At 45.7% G+C, this 3,887-nt stretch carries 2 protein-coding genes; one reads left to right on the top strand and one right to left on the bottom strand.

What is annotated here, in order from left to right; all coding sequences use genetic code 11:
* Positions 1-206 precede the first annotated feature (206 nt).
* A complete protein-coding gene (locus AC56K1_RS22885) occupies positions 207-1,322 on the top strand; it encodes an FRG domain-containing protein (protein WP_497160072.1) in 1,116 nt (371 codons plus the stop codon).
* 394 nt (positions 1,323-1,716) lie between these two features.
* Here AC56K1_RS22885 and AC56K1_RS22880 read toward each other — a convergent pair whose 3' ends face one another.
* On the bottom strand, positions 1,717-3,711 hold the full coding sequence (locus tag AC56K1_RS22880) for an NACHT domain-containing protein (RefSeq protein WP_497160071.1): 1,995 nt from the start codon (positions 3,709-3,711) through the stop codon (positions 1,717-1,719).
* Positions 3,712-3,887 lie beyond the last annotated feature (176 nt).

Genomic DNA, 3,887 nt, shown 5'->3' with positions numbered 1-3,887 from the left:
AAGTACTTCTGGCGTCGTTTCGTCGCCACGAATGGCACGGCACTGCTCGACGAAATCCGGTCCCTGATGAAAGGTTTCGGGACAGAATTCATAGTAAATTTTTCGTGATTACTTAGTACCCTAAATTTTCCTATTGCAGCTCAGCAGAGGGTGTCGTGGCGGCGTAGAATATTCATATACTGTCTATAGAAAACATAAGGGCAAGAATGAACCAAACGAAACAGCTGTTCGGTCATTTAGAAGGTGATTGTGTGCCGAAAAGCGTTATGGTTTGCCGCGACTCGGACCTTTCCACGCAGTTGAGCTTACATTTCTGGAGTCGTTCCGACAGTCGCCAACATCGGGCCTTATTATGCACGATAGATAAAACCGGCGCAGTTGCGTCAGCGAACCAATTTGTAGTGTTCGACACTGACGAACAAGGGGTTTTTTCCGTCCCACACAAGGAAACTATCGAAAAATTTAAAGATTTTTCCTTTAAGGGCGAACTTATAGATAACAAGCTAGAGGGAAAATGGAGCTTAGGAACAAGGCGCGGAGTGATTAGCTGTGAACCAATGAGTCATGACCGTAGCCTCGTCGCGGAAAATCTTAATTCTTGGGACGATTTCAAGCGATGGGCAACGTTCTCTCGAAAGAATCGCGTGGCGACGTTATTCCGAGGACAAGGCGATAGCCAATTTGCTTTACGCACCTCTTTGCACCGTGCGGGTCGGCAACGTCTTGAGCGTTACTATACCGAGGAGTTGCGAAATTTCCGCAATCATGCTGAGACGATGTTTGACGAGAAACTAGCTAGCGCGGCAAATCAAGCAACCTTAGTTGCACTCGCCCAACATCACGGCCTCCCAACTCCGCTAGTTGATTTTACGGAGTCTCCGTATATCGCTGCTTTTTTCGCATTCTCGGACGCGTTAGAAAACAAAAGTGTGCGCCCACATGCAACACACGCTCGCGTATTTGGAATAACGGAAGAGTACGCGAGGTCAAATAGTACGGAAAACTACAGCATGGCAGGAGTGCTGCCTTATGCAAAGATCCTTAATATCTCGCCGCGTTATAATGAACGGTTGCATGCACAGCAAGGCCGGTTTCTAGCTACCAATGTCGTTGACATAGAGGAATTCCTCGTTAATATGCAAAAAGAAGCTGACCCGCCGCTTATTGTTGCTGCAGATGTTCCGATTATTGAAGCAGATGAAGCCTTAGCTGATTTAGAGTACATGGGAATATCTTCTGCAAGTCTCTTCCCTGGACTAGATGGGATCTGTCGAAAGATTAAGCAACAAATGTTGCGTCACAAATCGTCAGTTACATCCTAAGATGCAAATATCGTTTGCTAATGCTTAAGCTAACGATACAATCACAAATTTGCCGAATTTTATAGCTCTAACATAGTGTTTTTAACTCTCGCTCAGTTTGACGAGAACGGCGTTCCTCCGAATTTCGCCTCCTATTTAGCTTTAACTGAGCGGCAAGTCGGCCGTGAAAAAATTTCTCGAAAATGCAGCTCAAAGAAACTAGCGGCACCCCTCAGGGTGCCGTCTTCATTTTCAGCTAGCTAACAGCGAACTACTCGCTATTGTCATGATGCTCAGCGGGAGCCGACGCATTCTGCTAGCCTTTCATCGTTCCGTCAAGATCCACCAGGATCTACCATTTTTGCGCAGACAAATCGCACCGTCAAATGACGCATTGTCTATCCCAAATCCTATTTCATAAAAGATGTGGATGAGCAGAAGTATGATACGTAATCGACTCGACCAAAACCGAACGCACATGTTCGGCCAACTTAAATTTCAACATCGCTTCTGACTGAGCCATCATTTCAGCCATAAAGAAATTTGGTTTAACGTCAGAAATTGGACAAACAAGGCATGTCGCAATACCAATGCATCCGTATAAGTGACCGTTTGGATCTAAAAAATTGGGTGCGGTACGTTCAACCGTGTCGGCGTATTCTTTGACCGGCGACAAAACGATTTCGTTCATTAGTCGACGATAGGGTTGAAGCACGCGCATGAGGCTTGCACGACTTTTCTTTGATGAAAAGAGTGCCTGTCTAACTCCATTCTGGATCCGAGCAGCAAATGGATAGATACCATCCTGATTCAGGTACCTCAACATTTGTATCTGACTTTCAACCAAATGCTCGCAAATTTCGCGGCGCTGAACCATCGAAATCGACACTCCGCTTGCCATGCAACGATAGAGGAGGAGCAAGTGAACCAGTCTTTTTCCAAACGCAGGATAATTTTGAATTGCAGTCATCCGCGACTTGTTAACCAAAAACGATAAAAGCTCGGCAGGATCGTCCAATATGGAGACCATGAACGTTATGATGTTATGCCATTCTTCATTATCGAAATGCTGCTTGAGCACCTCCATCTCTTGGCGTTTCGCAACAAAAAAACGGGCCGCAAAGTATTCTTGCATGGTGCCGTGACTAAACTCATAAGTTTCGACTGAGCATTTTTCCAGGATGCCATGGTGATTTTCTATTTCAAGTAAAATTCCTTTTGCATCGTTGGGATCAAGGGAAAATCTCGAGATCTCTTCGGATATTGCACGTAACACGAACGCTTCGCTTAACTCGTAATTCAGCGACCCGCAGCTTGCACGCCCGGCAAGACTTTCGAAAATTTTTTCTTTACGATCGTCTGATAGCTGCGAATACGCAGTATCTCTACGAAATCCCCGCGTAGTGTCCCAATCTCTGATTAGCGCGTCAACACACCTTCGATAAAGCTCTGTTTTTCTTTTGGGCAGAGCTAAGTCATTCTTAAATTGAATACAGAGCAGCGATAAGAGCAATGGGGTTTCGGTCAGGGACGATACGGATTCGTCATTTTCCAGTAGCGCGAGCAGTTTCTCGCCTCGCTCTCTGTCCCGAGAAAACCACGCTCTTACGATTGACTTTACGCCTTCTTTTGTTAATTTAGATAATTCAACTTCAGAAAATCCCTCAAATACCTGGTCGTAATCAGCCGTCCGACAAGAAATAATCACGCGGCATTTCGGATACAATTGCGAAAAGCTGTTTATCTTAGATATGATTGATTTTTTCGCCGCTGCAGGGACTTCGTCCAACGAATCGAGTAGCAGCGTGCAGTGCCCATGTTCGAGAAGACGCGTGTAGAAATCACGAGAGTATTGACCTTTCCGATCAGTCAATGGACGGCATATTGCGTCCATAAGCTCTACGTCGTCCCGAGCAATTAGTGGTAGATGCAGATATATTGGAAGTACTGGGGTTACTAATTTCGACGAACTGAAGATTGCTTTATCTGAGTAGGCAAGTGCGAGAAATTTTAGGAAAGTTGTTTTTCCTGCGCCTGGCCCCCCTAGTACTACAACTCTCGGATTTCTTGCTATAAATGCGTCGCCGGCCTCAACGCTTTTAGCGTGCTCTTTCTTTTTCAGTCCTGGCCTTGCATCCATAGATGCCCAGTCTGCTGCATAAATCCGGCGGCGGATGTTAGTAGATATCGCCGCTGGGTAGTAGAGCTTCTTTAGATCAACCGGTTGCTGCATCCCTAGAATCTTTACGCTGCTGACCTGAGGGGTGAGCATTTCGAAATGAGTACTTCGGTAGTTGTTGAAGAGATCCAATGACTCAACAAACGCATTTAGGCCATTAAATACAGATTTAACTGACTCTTTGATTGGTTCACCAAACCAGTCAATCACTGGAATTTCAACATCGGGCAAAGTTGTACTCCTGATTTTTACCAAAAGTAGATGCTACACCATATCCAAAAACGTTGTCAAAAAAAAACGGCACCCCTCAGGGTGCCGTTCTCATTCAGCCAGCTAAACGATTACTCGTCGTCGCCATGATGCTGCTCAGCCGGAGCCGCAGCATTCTGCTGGTCTTCCATCGCCTG

The organism is Telluria sp. ZB4P37, assembly GCF_059685855.1.
The sequence above is the reverse complement of the archived record's forward strand: the minus strand, read 5'-3'. Positions and strand labels throughout refer to the sequence as shown.